The sequence below is a fragment of the Acinetobacter sp. YH12233 genome (assembly GCF_013417725.1).
Lineage (GTDB): Bacteria > Pseudomonadota > Gammaproteobacteria > Pseudomonadales > Moraxellaceae > Acinetobacter.
Window position 1 is genome coordinate 52,359 of the sequence record NZ_VPDK01000011.1, and the last position, 18,627, is coordinate 70,985.

The 18,627-nt window shown below is 40.9% G+C and carries 18 protein-coding genes; 10 read left to right on the plus strand and 8 right to left on the minus strand.

The genetic code is table 11. The features are described from left to right. Positions 1-9: 9 nt before the first annotated feature. Complete coding sequence (glyA, locus tag FTV12_RS06975) at positions 10-1,263, plus strand: serine hydroxymethyltransferase (protein WP_004784306.1); 1,254 nt, start codon at positions 10-12, stop codon at positions 1,261-1,263. 393 nt (positions 1,264-1,656) lie between these two features. Beyond that, the gene (gene rnk, locus FTV12_RS06980; protein WP_034171243.1) at positions 1,657-2,061 is read left to right on the plus strand and encodes a nucleoside diphosphate kinase regulator; all 405 of its coding nucleotides are present in this window, start codon (positions 1,657-1,659) and stop codon (positions 2,059-2,061) included. A gap of 63 nt (positions 2,062-2,124) precedes the next feature. Here the strand turns inward: rnk and FTV12_RS06985 are convergent, their stop codons facing one another. After that, positions 2,125-2,613, minus strand: coding sequence for a TIGR00645 family protein (locus FTV12_RS06985; RefSeq protein ID WP_005236522.1), 489 nt, complete (start codon positions 2,611-2,613; stop codon positions 2,125-2,127). Between the two features lie 401 nt (positions 2,614-3,014). Between FTV12_RS06985 and FTV12_RS06990 the strand changes: the two genes are divergently transcribed. The 4 genes from FTV12_RS06990 (at position 3,015) to ahpF (ending at position 7,703) form a co-directional block, all read left to right on the plus strand. After that, positions 3,015-3,806: a tellurium resistance protein gene (locus tag FTV12_RS06990; RefSeq protein ID WP_180033811.1), complete on the plus strand. Its 792-nt coding sequence runs from the start codon at positions 3,015-3,017 to the stop codon at positions 3,804-3,806. Between the two features lie 16 nt (positions 3,807-3,822). Further along, positions 3,823-4,956, plus strand: coding sequence for a toxic anion resistance protein (locus tag FTV12_RS06995; RefSeq protein ID WP_179993421.1), 1,134 nt, complete (start codon positions 3,823-3,825; stop codon positions 4,954-4,956). A 37-nt stretch (positions 4,957-4,993) separates the two neighbouring features. Continuing rightward, positions 4,994-5,911, plus strand: a complete 918-nt coding sequence (locus FTV12_RS07000; RefSeq protein WP_180033812.1) for a hypothetical protein — start codon at positions 4,994-4,996, stop codon at positions 5,909-5,911. 226 nt (positions 5,912-6,137) lie between these two features. Next, complete coding sequence (gene ahpF, locus FTV12_RS07005) at positions 6,138-7,703, plus strand: alkyl hydroperoxide reductase subunit F (RefSeq protein WP_180033813.1); 1,566 nt, start codon at positions 6,138-6,140, stop codon at positions 7,701-7,703. Between the two features lie 247 nt (positions 7,704-7,950). Here ahpF and FTV12_RS07010 read toward each other — a convergent pair whose 3' ends face one another. The 3 genes from FTV12_RS07010 to FTV12_RS07020 form a co-directional block, all read right to left on the minus strand. Next, the gene (locus FTV12_RS07010) at positions 7,951-8,205 is read right to left on the minus strand and encodes a YfhL family 4Fe-4S dicluster ferredoxin (protein ID WP_159123203.1); all 255 of its coding nucleotides are present in this window, start codon (positions 8,203-8,205) and stop codon (positions 7,951-7,953) included. Between the two features lie 3 nt (positions 8,206-8,208). Beyond that, positions 8,209-9,600 carry a tRNA 5-hydroxyuridine modification protein YegQ gene (yegQ, locus tag FTV12_RS07015; RefSeq protein ID WP_373687224.1) on the minus strand — a complete coding sequence of 464 codons (1,392 nt, stop codon included), beginning with the start codon at positions 9,598-9,600 and terminating at the stop codon, positions 8,209-8,211. 151 nt (positions 9,601-9,751) lie between these two features. Beyond that, positions 9,752-10,162, minus strand: a complete 411-nt coding sequence (locus tag FTV12_RS07020) for a Cd(II)/Pb(II)-responsive transcriptional regulator (RefSeq protein ID WP_159123205.1) — start codon at positions 10,160-10,162, stop codon at positions 9,752-9,754. An 85-nt stretch (positions 10,163-10,247) separates the two neighbouring features. On the opposite strand from FTV12_RS07020, the gene FTV12_RS07025 reads away from it, so the two are divergent. From FTV12_RS07025 to FTV12_RS07035, 3 genes are all read left to right on the plus strand, one after another. Then, a complete protein-coding gene (locus FTV12_RS07025) occupies positions 10,248-10,871 on the plus strand; it encodes a cation transporter (RefSeq protein ID WP_179993298.1) in 624 nt (207 codons plus the stop codon). A gap of 249 nt (positions 10,872-11,120) precedes the next feature. After that, positions 11,121-11,312 carry a hypothetical protein gene (locus FTV12_RS07030; protein ID WP_227607384.1) on the plus strand — a complete coding sequence of 64 codons (192 nt, stop codon included), beginning with the start codon at positions 11,121-11,123 and terminating at the stop codon, positions 11,310-11,312. A gap of 18 nt (positions 11,313-11,330) precedes the next feature. Next, positions 11,331-11,513 (plus strand): hypothetical protein, encoded by a 183-nt coding sequence (locus FTV12_RS07035; RefSeq protein ID WP_005236502.1) that lies wholly within the window; start codon positions 11,331-11,333, stop codon positions 11,511-11,513. Positions 11,514-11,580: 67 nt separating this feature from the next. Here FTV12_RS07035 and FTV12_RS07040 read toward each other — a convergent pair whose 3' ends face one another. Then, positions 11,581-13,995, minus strand: a complete 2,415-nt coding sequence (locus FTV12_RS07040; protein ID WP_179993299.1) for a membrane-bound PQQ-dependent dehydrogenase, glucose/quinate/shikimate family — start codon at positions 13,993-13,995, stop codon at positions 11,581-11,583. A gap of 368 nt (positions 13,996-14,363) precedes the next feature. Then, the gene (locus FTV12_RS07045; protein WP_005236496.1) at positions 14,364-15,143 is read right to left on the minus strand and encodes a ferredoxin--NADP reductase; all 780 of its coding nucleotides are present in this window, start codon (positions 15,141-15,143) and stop codon (positions 14,364-14,366) included. Positions 15,144-15,248: 105 nt separating this feature from the next. Between FTV12_RS07045 and tsaA the strand changes: the two genes are divergently transcribed. Further along, the gene (tsaA, locus tag FTV12_RS07050; RefSeq protein ID WP_180033815.1) at positions 15,249-15,968 is read left to right on the plus strand and encodes a tRNA (N6-threonylcarbamoyladenosine(37)-N6)-methyltransferase TrmO; all 720 of its coding nucleotides are present in this window, start codon (positions 15,249-15,251) and stop codon (positions 15,966-15,968) included. Between the two features lie 53 nt (positions 15,969-16,021). Here tsaA and FTV12_RS07055 read toward each other — a convergent pair whose 3' ends face one another. Then, positions 16,022-17,086 (minus strand): hypothetical protein, encoded by a 1,065-nt coding sequence (locus FTV12_RS07055; RefSeq protein WP_180033816.1) that lies wholly within the window; start codon positions 17,084-17,086, stop codon positions 16,022-16,024. A gap of 129 nt (positions 17,087-17,215) precedes the next feature. After that, a complete protein-coding gene (locus tag FTV12_RS07060; protein ID WP_180033817.1) occupies positions 17,216-18,481 on the minus strand; it encodes an MgtC/SapB family protein in 1,266 nt (421 codons plus the stop codon). Between the last annotated feature and the right edge of the window lie 146 nt (positions 18,482-18,627).

Genomic DNA, 18,627 nt, shown 5'->3' on the forward strand with positions numbered 1-18,627 from the left:
ACCTCGCTAATGTTTGCCAATATCTCTATTGCTGAATTTGATCCAGAAATCGCTCAAGCAATCTCTAACGAAGATGCTCGCCAAGAAGCGCACATCGAGTTGATCGCTTCTGAAAACTATTGCTCACCAGCAGTAATGGAAGCTCAAGGATCAAAACTCACTAACAAATATGCAGAAGGCTACCCAGGCAAACGCTACTATGGCGGTTGTGAATATGTAGATGTCATTGAACAATTGGCAATTGACCGTGCTAAAGAATTATTTGGTGCTGATTATGCTAACGTTCAGCCACATGCTGGTTCTCAAGCAAACTCTGCAGTTTATTTAGCGCTGCTTAACCCAGGCGACACAGTATTGGGTATGAGCTTGGCTCACGGTGGTCACTTGACTCACGGTGCGAAAGTAAGCTTCTCAGGTAAAACTTATAATGCAATTCAATACGGTCTGAATCCAGAAACTGGTGAGATCGATTATGAAGAAGTTGAACGTCTAGCTGTAGAACACAAACCACGTATGATCGTAGCTGGTTTCTCTGCATACAGCCAAATCGTAGATTGGCAACGTTTCCGTGACATCGCGGATAAAGTTGGCGCTTACCTGTTTGTAGATATGGCTCACGTTGCTGGTCTGGTTGCTGCTGGCGTTTACCCAAGCCCAGTTCAAATTGCTGACGTAACAACAACAACAACTCACAAAACTCTTCGTGGTCCTCGTTCAGGTCTGATCCTTGCAAAAGCAAACGAAGAAATCGAGAAAAAACTTCAATCAGCTGTATTCCCAGGTAACCAAGGTGGTCCTCTGGTTCACGCGGTTGCTGCTAAAGCAATCTGCTTCAAAGAAGCAATGGCACCTGAATACAAAGCATACCAACAACAAGTGGTTAAGAATGCTCAAGCAATGGCTGAAGTTCTAATCGAACGCGGTTACGATGTTGTATCTGGCGGCACTAAAAACCACCTGTTCTTGTTGTCTCTGATCAAACAAGACATCACTGGTAAAGATGCTGACGCTTGGTTGGGTGCTGCACACATCACTGTGAACAAAAACTCTGTACCAAATGATCCACGTTCTCCATTCGTGACTTCAGGTATCCGTATCGGTACACCTGCTGTAACGACTCGTGGTTTCGGTGAATCAGAAGTTCGTGAACTTGCTGGTTGGATCGCTGATATCCTTGATGCTAAAGGCGATGAAGCTGTGATCGCTGCGGTTAAAGAAAAAGTTGCTGCTGTTTGTGCTAAATTCCCTGTTTACGCAAAATAAGCCTAACTTGAGAAAAGCCCCCTCAAGGGGGCTTTTTTATTGGGTGATATTTTTTCTGACTCATCTTCTGCTGCTAGCTTTTACGATGAGTTAAAAGGGAAGATAAGATCAAAGCTTAATCAATCCTATATAGAAAATACTTATCCTTTTATAAAACAAAGTTGAGAAATACAGATCCTATAAATCTGATTTCGAAAAGAGTATTGAGTTTTTCTAAAACTGGTTACATTCTTTGAAAAACAGCTTTATAAGTTGAGTTAAGACACAATTTTTTTAGCAGCTAAAAATAGATTTTTTATATTTGAACTTAATTTAATCTGATTAACCACTTAGAACCTAGATTCATTCGCTTTTTAAAGACTATTCAATCATTCATTAAACAAGGTAGTAAGAATGGCTAAACCAAAAATTATTTTATCTGAACAGGATGTGGAGCGTCTCGAAACCATGCTTGAAAATCAGGACAAGCTCAGTGAGACCATGCTTCAACTGGAAGATGAACTGGCTCGTGCTGAAGTGGTCAAGCCAGAGGACATGCCAAGCAATGTGGTGACCATGCATGCGCGTGCATTGCTGACGATTGCACCATCAACGGAGCCTGTAGAAATCACCTTAGTCTACCCGCATGAGTTTAAAGGTGAAAAAGGGCAAGTGAATGTCGTAGCACCGATTGGAACTGCAATCTTGGGCTTGGCAGAAGGACAGACCATTGAATGGCCACAACCTGATGGTCAGTTGATGAAAGTCACGATTGAAAAAGTGCTGTATCAGCCGGAACGAGAAGGTGACTATCTATAATTTTTTAGTTAATTCGCCAATATAAAAAGGCCCCTATAATCGGGGCTTTTTAATATCCATGTTTTAATGCTTTGTGAGTTTATCCAGATAACCCATAATAAATGCAGAAATCACAAAAGTCAGATGCATAATGATGTACCACATGATTTTGTCATTCTCGACGTTGCGGGCATCCATAAAAATACGCAGTAAATGAATCGAAGAAATAGCTACGATGGAAGCCGCAACTTTGAGTTTAAGCGAATTGGCATCCATAGTGCCGAGCCAGTTCAGGCGGGTTTTATTTTCATCGATTTTGAGTTGTGAAACAAAATTTTCATAACCTGAAAACATCACCATCACAATAAGTCCACCAACCATGGTCATATCAACCAGGGAGAGAATTACCAAGATCAGGTCAGCTTCAGTATATTCAAAGATATGCGGCAGGACATGAATCACTTCCTGAAAGAATTTTAAAGCCAGCAATAATAAAGCGAATGATAAACCAAAATAGACAGGAGCTAAGATCCAGCGTGCGGCATACATCGTATTATGAAAAAAACGTTCCATTTTATTCTCAGGTTACCTACTTTATTGTTGATCTTGATCATAAATAATTCATGCTTAAAATTCGAGAATTATTTATGTTTTATAATGCTTTATAAGTATTCTTAAGTTTAAAAAAAGCTTAATTAAGACCATAAATTAACTTGGCATTTATTGTGCTTATCCTTATTTGGTTGATTATTAGCCTATTTGAGGCTGATGGGAAAGGTTATAGAGAGCAACAGTAGGCTAGAAGCAAAATGATTCATACAAGAAATGACTGTATGCCAAACTTAATTCCAACAATATCTTCAACGTATATAAAGAAAATTCTATGGCTTGAAGCATTCCTTTGCAAAATGCTACATGTTATGTTGAATGAAAAGACGTACTATAAAAATCGAATTCATTGAGTTTAAAGGGCCATGTCACAGATAGATGTTTTGATTCCAATCCAAGACATTGCAGTAGAGCAGAGCGAGATTCTAAGTATCAAGCGCAACGAACTTGTGCCTTTACTCCACGATCAATACAAGCTGAATCATTATGCGGACTCACTTATTCAGGCGCAGTCCGTACTATTAAATGGGGTAGATCCGCATCTGATCCAACAACTGAGCCAGACGATTGAACAGCTGATTCACATGCTGGCTCAATCAAAAAAATATTTAAAAAAACGTAAATTTAATGCCTTGCAGAAATGGCTGGGTATTGATCTGGACTATGGCTCAAGTCAGGTTGAATACTATAAAAAACTGGACTATTTACTGGATCAGGCAGATCACCTTAGCCGTAAGTTGCAAATTGAAATCCAGAAATCCCAATCGCGATTCCAGCAGCTGATCGGTTTACGTGAGCAAATGGCCAAGCATATTGTGGCAGCAGAAGAATTTTTATCTGAATATCCGCAGTTTGTAAGGAATCAGCATCCACTGGATAATTTTTCTGAGCGGCTGTCAAAAAAGGTGCATACCTTAAGAACCTTGCAAAGCAGTAATGACATTGCCATTACCCAGATGCAATTGTCCCAGCAACTGTCTTATAGCCTGCTGGATCGGTTTAAAGAAGCGCAACAGGTGCTGATTCCGGCCTGGCAATATCATGTCAAACAAAGCCAGACGAAACACTCGACAAGTGATCTGGAAAAACTTGATAATAGACGGGACAATCTGATTAAAACGTTAAAAAAGTCAATCGAGAAACCCTCGAATACATAACAATATAAGGTGAAACATGACCAAATCTGATGTAGTAAATTTACCTGTCGAAAGCTCAACTGAACTGACTGAACAGAAGTTTCAGCAAATGGATCTCAAAGAGCTGGGCTTGCAGCCTGCCGATTTTCAGGGGGTCTTGGCAGCACGTAAAGAACTGCAGAATATGAGTCATAATAGTGTGGCCGAATATGGCAAAAATATAGCGACCAAAACTTCAAGCTATACCGATGAATTGCTGAATCTGGTGCAGAACAAAGATCTGGATGCAACCGGTCAAAAGCTGAATCAGGTGGTGCAGGTGGCACAGCAACTGAATACCAGCAGTATCTTGAACAAGAAAAAAAGTTCAGGATTTCTGGGCAATATCATCAGCAAGTTTAAAGGGGTTAAAGATAACTTTGACTCGCATTTCAATACCACCAAAGAACAGATTGATGTGCTGGTCAAGGAAATTGAAACATCGCAATCCGGATTAAAAGCCCGCGTTGATACCCTGGATAAAATGTTCGATGGGGTGCAGGAAGAATACAAGCAGCTGGGTATTCATATTGCAGCTGGACGTTTACGTGAACAGGAATTGCAGCAGGAAATTGCTGCGCTCACAGCTTTGCCACAAGATCAGAGCACCACGCAAAAAATCTATGACCTAAATCATCTGGCCAATAATCTGGAAAAACGCATCAGTGATTTACAGGTATTGCAGCAATCTGCGATGCAGACTTTGCCAATGATCCGGATTATCCAGTCCAATAACCTGATGCTGGTGGATAAATTCTATGCCATTAAAAATATTACGTTACCGGCATGGAAAAACCAGATCAGTCTGGCCATTTCACTGAATGAACAGAAGAACAGCGTACAGCTGGCCAATACCATTGATGATGCGACCAATGAGCTTTTACGCCGTAATGCAGATTTATTGCATCAAAACTCGGTCGATACGGCAAAAGCCAACCAGCGTTCCGTTATTGATATTGAAACGCTTGAACATGTGCAAAATACCCTCATTAAAACTGTTAATGATGTGATTCAGATCCAGAAAGAAGGTGTACAGAAACGTACTGAAGCAACGGTACGTTTAAGAGCCTTGCAAGATAATTTGAATCATTTGGTGATTGAATCAAGTACCAGTGGATCCAAACCCAACTAAATCCAGTAGGGCCAAGATCTAAAAAAAGGAGTAGAGATTGCCGCCCTTAGATGAATATGCTGTAAATCCTCAGGAAATTAAGCAGGGGGTTATCGCACTCAAAAAGCGTCAACGTAATTTGATGCTTTTGGGACTGACCACCTCTACGGTCTGTATTGCATCTGTGACAGGCCTGTTCTTTCAGCAGGAACTGGTTTATGGCTTTTTTGGCCTGAGTACTCAGCTTCAGCAGCTGCATTTACCAGTCAGTGTCGATGCTAATCTGGCCAGTATTGGGGATAGTCCGGATTATTTCTTTGCTCTATTAAGCTGGTTTGGCTGGCTGATCCTGAAAATCTTTGCCTCTTTTATTGGTGCATTTTTTCTTGTTGGGCTGCTGAAGAAGTTTCGTTTCTTCTATGTTCGCTTTCAGTCTTTCATATTGAAGTTTGTAGGCTGGCTGATTTCCTTTATCGTGATCTGGTCAGGACTGACTTATTGGCAATATGACCTGAGAAATGACCGTGAAGACGCTTATCAGCAAGTGGTCTATTACGATAGTAATATCAATGATAGTGAAGTGGCTCGTTATCTGGTTGATTCCGATATTGCTTCACCGGTGAAATCTTATTTACTTGCCCAAACTGCACTCTTGCATAAGCCTGTGGATCTATCCGCAGCCAGACCTTATGTCGCACAAGTAGTTGAAGCAGAGCGGCAGGATAACAAGTTTGAACAATACGGATTTAAACCGGAACAGATCTGGACCATGCAGCAACAGGTCTATGGCAAAAGTCTAACGCCTGTGGCACAAAGTGTAGATCGTCAAGCCCAGCAAGCCGAACAAGTCAGCAAGATTACCAATGTCATCATTATTGGCATTGCCATCTTATTTGCCTTGCTTAGCTTAATCATATTTGTACTAGCTAATTCAATTAAGGGGCGTTCGCTACGTATTGAACAGCGAATCTTCTAAACTTAAAAATGCTCCTTTAAAAGGAGCATTTTTATTTTCCAATCTATATTCGGTTTCTTTGGGATAAAAGGCATAAATTCTAGCGATAATAAAAAATAAAATGAGGAGATGGTTTTTGATCTATAAAAACGATCATTAAGATAAAAACAAACTGTTTTACCTATTTTTGTTATTCACTTAATATAGCTTCATCGAATAAATATTTACTCCCTTGGAGACGTTAGCAATGTTAGATCAAAATACTTCAGCTCAATTAAAAACACTACTTGAACGTTTGGAAGGCCCGATTGAATTAGTGGCGACTCTGGATGGCTCTGACAAATCAGCTAAAATCAAAGAACTGGTTGAGGAAATCGCCCAGCTTTCTGATCTAGTGACTGCCCGTTTTGACGGTACCAACAAACGTGCACCAAGCTTTGGTGTGGCAAAAGCCGGTGAACAGCCTCGTGTGTTCTTTGCAGGCTTGCCGATGGGTCATGAGTTTACTTCCCTGATTCTGGCATTGTTACAAACTTCAGGCTATGCACCAAAAGTCTCTGCGGAAGTTCTGGAATCGATTAAAGGCTTAGGGATCAAATCTGACTTTGATGTATTTGTCTCACTCAGCTGTCATAACTGTCCGGATGTTGTTCAGGCATTGAACCTGATTGCTATCTATAACCCGGGTACAACAGCCACCATGATTGATGGGGCTTTCTTCCAGGACGAAGTGGAAGAACGCAAAATCATGGCCGTACCAATGGTCTTCCAGGACAATGAACATATCGGTCAGGGTCGTATGACACTGGAAGAAATCATTGCCAAACTGGATACCAATGCCGCAGCCAAAGATGCTGAAAAACTGAATGCCAAAGATGCATTTGATGTCTTGGTGATTGGTGGCGGACCTGCAGGGAATACTGCAGCGATCTATGCAGCACGTAAAGGCATCAAAACTGGGATCGTGGCTGAACGCATGGGCGGTCAGGTCATGGATACCATGGACATTGAAAACTATACGTCAGTGCAAAAAACCCAAGGTCCGAAATTTGCCGCTGAAATGGAAGCACACGTGCGTGAATACGGTGTTGATATCATGAACCTGCAACGTGTTTCTGACATTAAAGGTGCAGATCGCACAGCCAATGGTCTGGTAGAAGTGACTTTAGAGAATGGTGCCAAACTTGAATCTAAAACTGTGATTTTATCTACCGGTGCACGCTGGAGAGAAATGAATGTTCCAGGTGAGGCAGAATACAAAACCCGTGGTGTAGCGTATTGCCCACACTGTGATGGTCCACTGTTCAAAGGCAAACGTGTAGCGGTGATTGGTGGTGGTAACTCGGGTGTAGAAGCAGCGATCGACCTTGCGGGTATCGTTGAGCATGTAACGCTGGTTGAGTTTGATACTAAACTTCGTGCGGATCAGGTATTGCAGGACAAACTGAACAGCTTGCCAAATACGACTGTGATCAAAAATGCACTTTCTACCGAAGTGATCGGTGATGGTTCACAAGTCACAGCGTTGAAATACAAAGACCGTGCAACTGATGAAGAGCACACAGTAGAACTTGCAGGGATCTTCGTTCAGATCGGCTTGTTGCCGAACACTGACTTCCTGAAAGGAACCGATGTTGAGCTAACCAACCGTGGTGAGATCGTGATTAACGAGCGCAACGAAACCAATGTCAAAGGTGTGTTTGCTGCAGGTGACTGTACTACTGTTCCTTACAAACAGATCATCATTGCCACTGGTGAAGGTGCCAAAGCATCATTGTCTGCCTTTGATTACATCATTCGCTCTGGTCAGTAAAAAAAAGAGCACCTGGAATCCCCACATTCCAGGTGCTTAATCTCAAACACCTATTATTATTTTCGCTTTATAGGAACTCAGGATGCTAACACCCGGGTTCCTTTTTTTAGTTATTGTTAGATCAGCCAAAAGCGTCCCCAATCGCTTTTAGCTGTTCCTTTCCTCTGGACAGTTTTTGTTTTCAACCCTTATTTTTATCTTTCCCCAAGGTTGTTCTTAGATGAAGTCATCAGACTTCATGCATCATTCAAGCTTTGAACAGATTCAAACCTTTAAATTTCTCCATTAACTGTTCTTGCGTTTCCCGATGCTCGGGATGCGGCACAATGCATTCAATCGGACAGACGGCAATGCAGGTTTGATGATCATAGAAACCCACACACTCGGTACAACGATTGACATCAATTTCATAAAACTTCTCGCCCTCATAAATTGCTTCATTTGGGCATTCCGGTAAGCACATATCACAGTTGATACATTTATCGGTAATCAAGAGCGCCATTTTTTAACTCGCCTGATAAGCCAATGAAGAGGCTGAAATGTCTACAGATGATGATGGCAGATTACGGATCAGCAGGGCATACTGCATATCGACATCTGCTGGTATTGGAATTTCAACGATATGACCTGAACCTTTAGCATCTTCAATCAGATTGCCTTGACGGTCTTTGATCTCAGTTAAGGTAAAAGTGATGTTGCCTTTAGTGGTCATCAGCTCTAGTGAGTCACCAACGACAAAACGGTTTTTCACATCAATCTTGATATAGTCACCATTACGCTCTAATACTTCCCCACAGAACTGCTGATGATCGAAACTCGATGAACCATTTTCATAGTTTTGATATTCACTATGTACATGACGGCGTAGGAAGCCTTCGGTATAACCACGATTCGCCAGACCTTCTAATTGAGTCATCAATGAAGGGTCGAATGGCTTACCAGCAAGCGCATCATCAATGGCTTTACGGTAAATCTGCGCAGTACGCGCACAATAGAAATAAGATTTGGTCCGACCTTCAATTTTCAGGGAGTGTACGCCAATCTTGGTCAGGCGTTCCACATGCTGTACAGCACGCAGGTCTTTGGAATTCATAAAATAAGTGCCGTGCTCATCTTCTTCAGCAGCAAACATATCTTCGTCATTACGTTGCAATAACACGGGTTCATCAAACTGATGTTGTACTTGCATATGTGACTCATCAGCATCTTTTGAACAACAGCCGGAATCAATATTTTTAACCGGGATCACATCGCCCGTTTCATCTTCTTTAGCTTCAAGTACCTTGTATTCCCAGCGGCAAGCATTGGTACAGGCACCCTGATTGGCATCGCGTTTGTTCATATAGCCAGACAGCATGCAGCGGCCAGAGTAGGCCATGCACAACGCACCATGTACGAACACTTCGATTTCGATATCTGGAACTTGCTGTTTGATTTCTTCGATTTCTTCGATGGACAGTTCACGTGACAAAATTACGCGAGTAAGTCCCATATTCTTCCAGAACTTTACAGTTGCCCAGTTCACAGCATTGGCCTGTACAGACAGGTGAATGTCCATGTGCGGGAAATGCTCACGCACCAGCATGATCAGACCAGGATCGGACATGATCAGCGCATCTGGCTGCATTGCCACGACTGGTTCAAGGTCACGAATAAAATTTTTCAGTTTGGAGTTATGTGGCTGAATATTCACCACGACATAGAATTTTTTGCCAAGCTTATGCGCTTCTTTGATGCCAATCGCCAGATTGTCATGGTCAAATTCATTATTACGAACACGCAAGCTATAACGCGGCTGGCCGGCATAGACTGCATCTGCACCATAAGCAAAGGCATAACGCATGTTTTTTAGGGAGCCAGCAGGTGAGAGAAGTTCGGTAACGTGAGAAATGCTCATGATGAAATCGAAAGACATATAAAAAGTACGTCTTTATTCTAGTCATCTGAAATCAGGATTCAACCTAGTAAATAACTCGGAATTGGCATAATTTAACTCAATTTCAAGTTAAAAGATAAACAGTAAACGATTTAAAATATCCATAAATATTTCAGCTATTTTCAATAGATTCCAGTGTTTTTAAAATCTGGCAATGATTAATCGTCGTTGGGGTATTACAGCTTTCGCGAAGCGCCATTAACTGCTGTTTAAATAATTGTAATTCTTTAATTTTATTTGAAATATCTATAAGGTGCTGATCAATCATCTGGTTAACTTCACAGCAATCCTGTTCAGGATTCTGTTCCAGCTGAATCAGGTATTCAATTTCTTTTAAAGACATGCCTAAAGCACGACAGCGTTTGATAAAAATCAAGCGTTTTAAGGCCTCGTCGCCATAATAACGATACTGGTTACTTGCTCGAAAATTCGGCTGAATCAAACCTCTTTTCTCATAAAATCGAATGGTATCAGTGCTTAAATCAGTTTTCTTGGCTATATCAGAAATCAAATAATGTGACATAAATACCTCAGGCTTGACCTTGGAGTGACTCCATAGTTTCTAATGACTTTATCGCATTCAGGATAAAAAATCATCGGAGAATAATATGGCCTGTAGTTGTAGTCATGAACCCGCGCCGCCCAAACCTAATAGCAAATTTAGAACAGCTTTATGGATTGCATTATTGATTAACCTGACCTTATTTGGTGTAGAGCTAATCGGCGGTGCTTATGCACATTCATCGGCCTTATGGGCAGATGCGTTAGATTTCTTTGGTGATGCTGTGAATTATGGTATTTCTCTGGCGGTGATTGGTGCAAGTCTGTATTGGCGTGCAACAGTTGCTCTGATTAAAGGATTGACCATGGCAGTATTTGGTTTGGTCGTCATTGGCAAAGTAATTTATGCCTTTATGCAAGGTATTCCACCTGAAGCCATTACGATGGGGATCATCGGGGTATTGGCCTTAATCGCAAACGTTGTCACAGCCATAATTTTATATGCTTTCCGGGATGGCGATGCCAATATGAAATCAGTCTGGTTGTGCAGCCGTAATGATGCGATCGGCAATGTGGCCGTCATTTTTGCAGCAGTGGGAGTCTTTGGCACTGGCAGTCTATGGCCAGATGTTATTGTTGCATTCATTATGGCAAGTCTAGGCTTAAGCGCTGGATATCATGTGGTGAAACAGGCTCTAGCTGAACGAGTATTGAAGCATGAGTCAGTCTGATCCTTAATATTAAATTTAATTATGAAAAAGCTGCTGATCAGGCAGCTTTTTATTAGCCTTAAGTCTAAAAAATAGATGAAAAATAAAGCTTTACAAATGCGATAAATTTAGGAAGAATCATGCGCGAAATTTAGAAAAGATTCATATAACTAAACAATTTAAATTTTTTAGTGTTTTTGAGGGGGAGCAATGAGCTTCATAAAACTACTTTCACTTTCAACTATTATACTGATGACTGGGTGTAGTTCTATGGTCGTCACTTATGATGCATCGGGTCAGGTGATTGGATCATGTAAAGCTACACGTGGTCTGCTTTCAACTGCTAGTGCTCATTGTAATGGATCAGGCAATGCAATTGGCGTGAACTACAATACGGTGGATGCCAAGACAGGTTTATTGCCAGTACCACCAAGTCAAAATCAGATTCATTTAGCACCATAAATCATAGAGGGGAATATCATGAAATTATCAGCACTTATTGCATTAGCAGCGACTATCGTACTAACTGGTTGTGCATCAACAGTGACTACATTTGACTCACATGGCCGTATGATCGGTTCATGCAAAGCAGAAAGCGGTTTTATTATCGGTGGTGGTGCAGGCTGTTCAGGTTCTGCAAATCAGGAAGGTCGCGATCGTTAATTTTTAATGACGATTGCAAGAAAAAACCGAAGCCTAAGCTTCGGTTTTTTCTTTATTCATCAAAAAATTATTTTTGATCAGGTAAAGCAAAGGCAATGATATAGTCGCCAACATCTTTAGAGTGGCTTGCACCACCTGCAGAAATCACAACATATTGTTTGCCAGTTTTTGGAGATTTATAAATCAGCGGTGCAGCAACAGCAGCAACAGGAAGCTCAGCTTTCCACACTTCTTTACCAGTTTTCGAATCCAGCGCACGTAGGTAATAATCCTGAGTACCTGCGAAGAACACCAGACCAGAAGCGGTTGAAGTAGGACCACCTAATGTCGGCATACCTAAAGGAATTGGCATATGGGTTTTCACACCTAATGGACCCAATTCTTTGGCTGTACCCATTGGTACTTCCCAAACGACTTTTTTAGATTTCAAGTCGATGGCAGTCATGGTACCAAATGGTGGTTTGTTACAAGGAACACCCAGTTTAGACTGCATGATGTCAATTTTCACACCCGCATAAGGACCAGCCAATTGTGGACGTACTGTGCCCATGAATCCTGGTACTTCGTCAGTTGAGATATGATATTTACTCATATCTTCTTTACGAACCAATGACATACGAAGCGGCATACGCATATCGTTGACGTACATCATGCCAGTGGACTCATCAATCGAGATCCCACCCCAGTTGAAGCCACCAAGCAGGCTAGGCCATTCGATATATGGTTTTTCACCTGGTGCAGTGTATAGACCATTATAGACAGAGTCTTTAAAGTCGATACGACATGCCAGCTGGTCAAATGTTGAAATACCCCACATATCCTGTTCAGTCAATGTCGCATTACCAATTTGTGGCATGCCAACAGAGAATGGTTGGGTAGGAGAAAGTTTTTCGCCTTCAGCACCATTGGTGTCGACTGGACGTTCTTCAACTTTAGTGACTGGTTTACCAGTACGGCGGTCAAGAACGAAGATTTGACCCATTTTGGTAGTTTGAATCAACGCTGGAACTTTTTTGCCATGATCATCAGTCATGTCATAAAGCACAGGTTGTGACGGCAAGTCATAATCCCAAACATCATGGTGAACAGTTTGATAAGACCAAACAGTTTTACCAGTCAAAGCATTTACCGCAACAATTGCAGAACCAAATTTTTCTTTGGCTCCGTTACGGTCGCCGCCCCAGTAGTCAGGAGGACCATTACCTGTAGGCAAGTAAACCAGATTCAGGTCTTTGTCATAAGTCGGGATGGTCCACATGTTTGGTGTTTCTAAAGTAAAGCCTTTGCCATCTTTAGGTTCACCAACCAGTTCAGGATTACCGACATCCCAAGCCCAGGCCAATTTACCAGTACGAACGTCATAGGCACGTACGACACCAGACGGTTCGCCATGCACAATATCACGTACCCAGCCACCTAATACGGCAACATGACCCGCAATCAGTGGAGTAGACGTTGGATGGTAACGTTTACTTTGTTCAGTAGGACCCATGTCATGCAGAACATCGACTTGACCGTTAGTACCAAATTCTGGACATAAAGCACCAGTTTTGGCATTTAAGGCAATTAAACGGCCATCAACAGTAGAAGTCAGGATACGTTGTGGACAAGCTTTAATACCTGGTGCTTGTAAGTCTGCTGCAGTTAAAGATTTGTCTTTAGTTGCATCATAGTAACCAACACCACGGCAAGTGATATGCTCTGCAGTTTTTGCATGTGGATCATATTTCCAAAGTGCTTTACCACTGTCACCATCAATTGCTGAAATGATGTTAGTCGGTGTACATGAATATAAAGTACTACCAATTTGAATTGGTGTATTTTCATCGACACCGGCAGAAGTATCACGACCAGTGTGATAAGTCCAAGCCACTTTTAGATCTTTGACATTTTCAGGGGTAATGTCAGTGTACGGTGCAAAGCGGGTACCGTTACCATTACGACCGAAATATTCCCAGTTGTCTGGGTTTTCTGCATTCGGTTTAGCCAGTGCAGGGTCTTGTACGATATCAACAGGATTGAGGATTTTGCCGTGTGGGAAGAACGCAGCAATCAGGGCTGCGACACAGGCAAAGAAACCGGCAAAGCCAACAAGATTGGCAGCTTTGATTTTTGCAGCATTGAGTGCTGGCAGGCTTTTGCTTGCCCACATGCTGAGGACAAACAGAATAGTTGGAACCACCAGACGTGGGATATATTGCCAGAAGCTCAAACCTTGAACTTCAGCAATAGACCAGAGGAGGGTTGCAATAAAAGTAACAATAGAAAGCCAGAAACCAAAGGCTTTTTTCATCGCATATAAAATGGCGATTGCAACATAGGCAATCCCTGCAATGAGATAATAGCTTGTACCACCGAGGCTGAGTAATTTAGCGCCTTGAATGATCAAGTACAGCGCAACAAGTAAAGTCAGTACGACAACAAAATATCGATAGACTTTAGACCCTGTACGCTCGATAGAGGAGGGTTGTTCAGTGCTCATACCTTGCCTATAAAAAACGGCTTGGTTGCATAAACGGTGAAACAGGAGAATGGGATCAAAACAGATCGAATTAAAAGTTTACAGAGTTTATGTAACTAAGTTTTTAGCGAGGATAAATCCTCAGGAGAAATCAATTACAGTTACATATTCTAACATTTAAGAAGGAATTTTTGACTAAAAAATATAATATGAGTATTGATATTTATCATTTATTTTATTGTTTTAAACAATTGTGTTTTTCTAAGTGTCCTGATTATAAAAAATTTTAAGTAAAGAATAGCTTGGGTTAATTCTTTCAGATTAAGACTTATTGGATATAAAAAACGCATGCTTAAAGCATGCGTTTTGAGATTGCAAAGGAATTTAGATTATTTTTCAACGAATGCACGTTCAATCACGTAATCGCCCAGAACGCCCATACGTGGAGATTCTTTCAGACCGTGTTGATCTAGCAGTGCAGCAACGTCGTCCAAGAATGCAGGAGAACCACAGAGCATTGCACGGTCAGTTTCAGGATTGAAACGGGGTAGTCCGATTTTCTCGAATAATTGACCAGATTCAATCGCAGTGGTTACACGACCTTGCGTATGGAACTCTTCACGAGTAACAGTTGGGTAATACACTAATTTTTCTTTAGCACCCAATTCACCAAAGAATTCGTGGTTTGGAATTTCGTTAAGAATCAGGTCTTGATAAGCCAGTTCTGAAATGAAACGTGTACCGTGAACGACGATGATTTTTTCAAAACGTTCATAGGTTTCTGGATCACGGATTACAGAAAGGAAAGGTGCAAGACCAGTACCCGAAGAAAGAAGATACAAGTTTTTACCTGGGTTTAAGTCATCAAGAACCAGCGTGCCTGTAGGCTTTTTAGAAACCAAGATTTCGTCGCCAACTTTAACTTTTTGCAGAATAGAAGTAAGAGGGCCATCTGGGACTTTGATTGAGAAGAATTCCAGCTCTTCTTCATAGTTTGCACTTGCAATTGAATATGCACGCATTAAAGGCTTGCCATTGACTTCAAGACCGATCATCACAAACTGACCGTTTTTAAAACGTAATGCAGTATCACGAGTCGTTTTAAAAGAGAATAAAGTGTCATTCCAATGGTGGACGTGAGTAATCTTTTCGACGTTAAAAGCAGCCATTAAAGGTCTCAATAAGTTATCAAATTAGAACAGGCTGCTATTCTAATCTAAATTCATTCTCTATAAACTGAATATATTTAATTGAGCTTATCAAAAAAAGTGATTATGACCGAACTCACTCTGCCGATTATTGGCTATATGCATTCTCCCTATAAAGAAAAGTTTGGCATCCCGCGTCAGCCTAATTTGGTACAGGTTGAAAGCTATATTGAAATGACCGGTCCATATAATGATTTACTCGCATTTGAAGGCATCGAAGAGTTTAGTCATCTCTGGTTAGTCTGGCAGTTTCATGATAATAAAAATCAGCAGAGCCAGCAATTTCGTCCGCAGGTTCGTCCACCCCGTTTAGGCGGAAACCAGAAAATCGGGGTGTTTGCGACACGTAGTATGTACCGTCCTGCACCCATTGGTTTATCAGTCGTGAAATTAAATCGTGTCGAAAAAGTCGGTAAAAATGTCCGGGTTTATGTCACAGGAAGTGACCTGTTAGATGGAACGCCGATTATAGACATTAAACCCTATATTCAGTATTCAGATGCCGTGATTGAGGCACAAAGTGGTTATGCACAGGATGAGCCACAACGTAAATCGGTAATTTGGACAGAAGAGGCGGAGCAGCAAAAACAGCAGTTCATGAGTAAGGGAAAAGTTTCTCCACAAATACTGCAAGAACTCGAAAAAGTTCTCTCTTTGGATCCGAGACCTGCTTATCAGGATGATGAGGAACGGGTTTATGGAATGAAGTTTGCGGATTTAGATGTGAGGTTTTTGGTAAGAGAGTTATCTGTTTATATATCAGAAATAGAATATACTGAATTGTGATTGAAGAAACTAAGATAAGCGTATCTTATATACGCTTATCTCTAGTCATATTTTTACTTCAATTTACGATATTTATCAATTTCTTGACTAGCAGTAGAGTTGAAAACAGTACATTCTTTTTGTAAAGATTGAATATATAACTCTTGTTCTAAAATATCCTCTGCATCTGTAAGGTTGTCAGACTTAAGTTCTTTTAAAATTTGTCTTTCAATTTCAATTTCTTTATTTAAAGAGTAATAGGTACCTGATTTATTGTATTCACCCATTCGATATTTATTATCAATTTGCACAAGGGCACTAACATATTCATTTGGGTAAATTGAATTCGAGATGAAAGCGTTATATCCACCTAAGTTTATAGTTTTATATCCGTCAGAGAATATGTCTGGGAAACTATCAAAAGTATCGTATGGATTTTGATACATCATAATGAAGTCTTTGCTCGAAGATAAACTTAATCCTCTTAAGCATTTTGAGCCACTTGGAAATGTCTTGCCTTTAAGTTTTGAAAGATAGAGTTGTCCGAAATCCCCATAATTATTTAGCTTGGGTTCGGAAGAGACTAGATACAGATGAGTGTCTATGTATTCAATCAATGGTTTACCAGATAGATCGACTAACTCATATTTTTCAGTTAATTGAAGGCCTGTATGTCCAATTTTAGAGGATGGAATATAAGTTTTCTCAGTCACCGAGTTTTTTAGAAGTGATCCAATTTTATAGCCTAATTCAGGATCTTTATTTAACTCTAATTCGTACAGACCTTCATTGGTTAAGTAATCACCAAAAATATACAGTTCATTTATATCAAGATTTTCCATATCTTTTAGGTTGCTTAAATAGTCTACACGGACATACTGCGTATCTCCTTTACTCGTAAAAGTGAGTTTGTCGAATAAATAATCGGAGCCAGTAAAATATGAAGGAGAATAGGCAGACCATTCGGAATCATTTGTTGTAGTATTTCCAGTTCCAGTTCCAGTTCCAGTTCCAGTTCCAGTTCCAGTTCCAGTTCCAGTTCCAGTTCCAGGGTTTGAATCAGAAGAAGAGGAGCCCCCACCACAAGCACTTAGCATGAATGCACTAAAAACTGCGAGTGATAAATTCTTAAATTTCATAAAAATCCCTATAAAAAATCGTAGTAATAAAATTGTTTTTTAAAATAAAGCAGACTAATTATAGCGAATAAATATCAAAATTAAATTTGCAAAATATATAAAAATTAACTATTTAAATATACTTAACAATCAAAATACCATCCACCACAAAATACCAATCAACACCGCCATATGCAAAATCTGTACTGGCGCAAAGTACAGGGAAAATTTGAAACCACCTGTTACAGCAGCATTGACTGACTTGGCTACAGCATGTGCGCCCAGCCCTAAAAGCAGGGCATAGATCAGCCGGGTATTGGATGGATCTCCTTGAATGACCACACTGGTCATTGCGGCATGAATTTCAAATAAGGACGCAAATAAAGTACCCGCCAGAAGACCAGCATTGCCCAGTAATATTTCCAATCCATAAACGCCAGCCTGAATCAGGGTTAATGCGGCAGCGATAATCACAGCTTCCTTGAGACTAAACATTTTACTGTCAGAAGATTCCGGAGACTCCTGATTTTTGGCTGGTTCGGCTTTATGTAATAATATAAATGCACATGCAGCCAGAATAACCATAGCGACCAACGACGGTAGAAGAAGAATTTTTAGCCAATCCCAAGAAACGCCTCCCACTACAATAAACAATAGAACTAATGTCGAAATGCAGGACATCAGGGCAGCACCAGCATTGGATTTTGCATCCATTTCACCTTTACGGACCTGTATCCCTAATTGAGCAATAGTGGCTGTACTGGAAACAAAACCCGAGGCAATTGAAGACAATATCAAGGCATTTTTAGTCGAGAAGAAACGTTTAGCGATATGTGCCAAAGCTTGAACTACCAGAATCAGAGTTACTAATTTTAAAATCAGATAAGGGTTCAGCACTTCACCCCATAAAGGCCGGTCAGGGGTTAGCGGTAAACCAATCAGAATCAAGGCTAATAATAGTAATCCATCCCTAAATTCAGCCTCAGTAATCCACTGTCCGGCAATATTATGCATAGAGTGTTTGGCCATTAAAATTATCGTGATCAGAACTGCTAGTCCTGCAGCCAGAGGAATATTCCACAGACAAATCGCCCCAATAAAATAGGTCATGATAAAGGCCAATTCGGTGGTAATCCCCGGATCTTCTATCTGGTTTCTAATAGAAAAAATGACAATACCGCCAATAATGAGTGCACCGGCCAGACCCATTGCCATTCCGAATAAAAAGCACAATGCGCCTAATAAAGCACAGATCGCAAAAGAGCGTAGCCCGGCAAAACTGGCCTGTTCTTCACGCTGTTTATGCCGTTCACGTTCCAGACCAATCAATAAGCCACATCCTAAGGCGGCGGTCAGGAGGGTAAGCAGCTCATGAAAGGAACTACTTTCATTTAAGGGAACTACGTTTAAATCCATACCCGGTCTCAGCGATTGAATAAGATATCCTGATTGAAATATAGGCGAAAAATTGACACATCGACAAGCAGAAAAAGGTTATGACCTAAAACCCATGTGATGTGTTTATCATTTATGAGAAACAATATTGCTTTTAAGTTTGGAAG

Excerpts from the sequence above, each read along its gene's own strand:
- FTV12_RS07060 (WP_180033817.1), bottom strand. The coding sequence starts at position 18,481 with ATGGATTTAAACGTAGTTCCCTTAAATGAAAGTAGTTCCTTTCATGAG.
- rnk (WP_034171243.1), top strand. The coding sequence starts at position 1,657 with ATGGCTAAACCAAAAATTATTTTATCTGAACAGGATGTGGAGCGTCTC.
- FTV12_RS07040 (WP_179993299.1), bottom strand. The coding sequence starts at position 13,995 with ATGAGCACTGAACAACCCTCCTCTATCGAGCGTACAGGGTCTAAAGTC.
- yegQ (WP_373687224.1), bottom strand. The coding sequence starts at position 9,600 with ATGAGCATTTCTCACGTTACCGAACTTCTCTCACCTGCTGGCTCCCTA.
- FTV12_RS07020 (WP_159123205.1), bottom strand. The coding sequence starts at position 10,162 with ATGTCACATTATTTGATTTCTGATATAGCCAAGAAAACTGATTTAAGC.
- FTV12_RS07025 (WP_179993298.1), top strand. The coding sequence starts at position 10,248 with ATGGCCTGTAGTTGTAGTCATGAACCCGCGCCGCCCAAACCTAATAGC.
- FTV12_RS07035 (WP_005236502.1), top strand. The coding sequence starts at position 11,331 with ATGAAATTATCAGCACTTATTGCATTAGCAGCGACTATCGTACTAACT.
- ahpF (WP_180033813.1), top strand. The coding sequence starts at position 6,138 with ATGTTAGATCAAAATACTTCAGCTCAATTAAAAACACTACTTGAACGT.
- tsaA (WP_180033815.1), top strand. The coding sequence starts at position 15,249 with ATGACCGAACTCACTCTGCCGATTATTGGCTATATGCATTCTCCCTAT.
- FTV12_RS06995 (WP_179993421.1), top strand. The coding sequence starts at position 3,823 with ATGACCAAATCTGATGTAGTAAATTTACCTGTCGAAAGCTCAACTGAA.
- FTV12_RS07055 (WP_180033816.1), bottom strand. The coding sequence starts at position 17,086 with ATGAAATTTAAGAATTTATCACTCGCAGTTTTTAGTGCATTCATGCTA.
- FTV12_RS07030 (WP_227607384.1), top strand. The coding sequence starts at position 11,121 with ATGGTCGTCACTTATGATGCATCGGGTCAGGTGATTGGATCATGTAAA.
- glyA (WP_004784306.1), top strand. The coding sequence starts at position 10 with ATGTTTGCCAATATCTCTATTGCTGAATTTGATCCAGAAATCGCTCAA.
- FTV12_RS07045 (WP_005236496.1), bottom strand. The coding sequence starts at position 15,143 with ATGGCTGCTTTTAACGTCGAAAAGATTACTCACGTCCACCATTGGAAT.
- FTV12_RS06985 (WP_005236522.1), bottom strand. The coding sequence starts at position 2,613 with ATGGAACGTTTTTTTCATAATACGATGTATGCCGCACGCTGGATCTTA.
- FTV12_RS06990 (WP_180033811.1), top strand. The coding sequence starts at position 3,015 with ATGTCACAGATAGATGTTTTGATTCCAATCCAAGACATTGCAGTAGAG.
- FTV12_RS07010 (WP_159123203.1), bottom strand. The coding sequence starts at position 8,205 with ATGGCGCTCTTGATTACCGATAAATGTATCAACTGTGATATGTGCTTA.